General features: G+C 69.4%; 1 protein-coding gene. It reads left to right on the forward strand.

Going from position 1 to position 2,067, the window contains the following annotated elements:
• The first annotated feature begins 156 nt into the window (after positions 1 to 156).
• Positions 157 to 1,953 (forward strand): IS1634 family transposase, encoded by a 1,797-nt coding sequence (locus PSU4_RS30800; RefSeq protein ID WP_186817286.1) that lies wholly within the window; start codon positions 157 to 159, stop codon positions 1,951 to 1,953.
• Positions 1,954 to 2,067: the final 114 nt, after the last annotated feature.

Below are 2,067 nucleotides of genomic sequence, written 5' to 3' on the forward strand. Positions count from 1 at the left end.
TGGGTTCCGCAGCTAACGTGTGATCTGGTACATGATCACGGGTGTTGGCCCAGGTCAGCGCGGTGAGGCCTGGTCCAGAACGTGAAAATCCCTAGTAACACGACTCGGCTGAATCTGGTGCTGTGAGCTGCAGCGGGTCGTGTAAGGTCTGGTGGCGTGTTCGTGCGTACGTCGACCCGGCGGAACCGGGACGGGTCGAAGGTGTCGTATCTGCAGTTGGCGCACAACGAGTGGGACCCGACCGCGAAGACCGCGCGGACGAAGGTGCTGTACTCCTTCGGCCGGGCTGATCAGCTCGACCGGCCGGCGATCGAGCGTCTGATCTCCGCGCTGACCCGCGTCGTGGGCGTCGAACCAGCCTCCAGCGGGCCGGATCGGGCGCGCGCGGTCGGGGTGCCGGGCCTGGAGTTCGTCGAGTCCCGCCCGCTGGGCGGGGCGTGGCTGCTCGACGGGCTGTGGCACCGGCTCGGGATCGACACCCTGCTGCGTCGCCTCGCGGCCGGGACCCGGCGGGATCCGATCGTGGAGCGGGTGCTGTTCGCGCTGGTGGCGAACCGTGCGCTGGCGCCGTCCTCGAAGCTCGCCGCCACCAGCTGGGTCGCCCACGACGTGCACGTTCCCGGGCTGGATGCGGTGTCGGATGACGCTTGCTACCGAGCCATGGACTGGCTCCTCCAGGTCGAGGACCAGCTCGCGCGCGGGGTGTTCGACCAGGTGGCACACCTGCTCAACCTCGAAGTCGACCTGATCTTCTTCGACACCACCTCCACCTACTTCGAGACCGAGGACCCCGACGAGCCGGTCTGGCGCGACGACCACGGCCGGCTCGTCGAGCACGACGACACCCACGCTGACGACGGCGCGGCTGCTGACAGCACGGCTGACGCGGAACAGCCGCCGGCGGGGGCGACCGGCCGAGCCGGGTTCCGCAGCCGCGGGAAGTCGAAGGACTCCCGCGACGACCTGCCCCAGGTGGTGGTCGGGATGGCAGTGACCCGCGACGGGATCCCGGTGCGGGTGTGGTGCTGGCCCGGCAACACCTCCGACTCGCCGTTGATCCGCCAGGTCCGCGACGAGTTGCGGGACTGGACTCTGGGCAAGGTCATCTGGGTGGCCGACCGTGGGTTCACCTCCGCGCAGAACCGCCGCCATCTGGCTGCTGGCGGCGGGGGCTACATCCTGGGCGAGAAGCTGCGCTCTGGATCCGCCGAGGCGACCGCCGCCCTGTCGCGCCAAGGCCGCTACCAGGAGGTGAGCGCGAACCTGCGCGTGAAGGAAGTGAAGATCTCCGAGTCGGAGCGGTTCGTGGTCTGCCACAACCCCGACGCCGCCACCCGTGACGCCGCGGTCCGCGCGAACCTCGTCGAACGACTCGAAGCCATGATCTCCACCTCGGATCGGCTCACGCCGAGGAAGCGGGCCGAGCTGCGCGGGGTGATCTCGACCAAGCCCGGGCTGAACCGGTTCCTACGTGTCACCCCGGGCGGACTGCTCCGTGCCGACGCCGCGAAGATCACTGCCGACGCGAAGCTGGACGGGAAGTACCTGCTGCGCACCAGCGATCCGCACCTGTCGACCGAGGACATCGCGCTGGGCTACAAGCAGCTCCTCGAGGTCGAGCGTGGCTGGCGGGACATGAAGCAGGTCCTGGACCTGCGCCCGGTCTATCACCGGCTCGAGGACCGCATCCGCGCCCACGTCCTGCTCTGCTGGCTCGCGCTGCTCCTGGCCCGCATCGTCGAGACCCGCGCCGCCACAGCTGACATGACCACGACCTGGCCCCGCGCCCTCGACCAGCTCCAACGCCTGCACGTCGGCACCTTCACCGGGCCGGCCGGGCTGTTCCGCCAGACCACCCCACCCAGCCCCGAGGTCCGGCGCCTGCACACAGCCCTCGACCTCGCGCTGCCCCCGCGGATCCTCAACCTCGACCCCGAGCCCGCAACGCGCTGACCAGCAACAACACCCGCGCCTAGTGACACGACACGTCACCAGGCCGACACCCGTTTGCCCAGCTCAGACCCCATATTCGGGCACTTTCAACTGAGGTCAGCTGCGGAACCCAGG

The organism is Pseudonocardia sulfidoxydans NBRC 16205 (assembly GCF_007989085.1).
GTDB lineage: Bacteria > Actinomycetota > Actinomycetes > Mycobacteriales > Pseudonocardiaceae > Pseudonocardia > Pseudonocardia sulfidoxydans.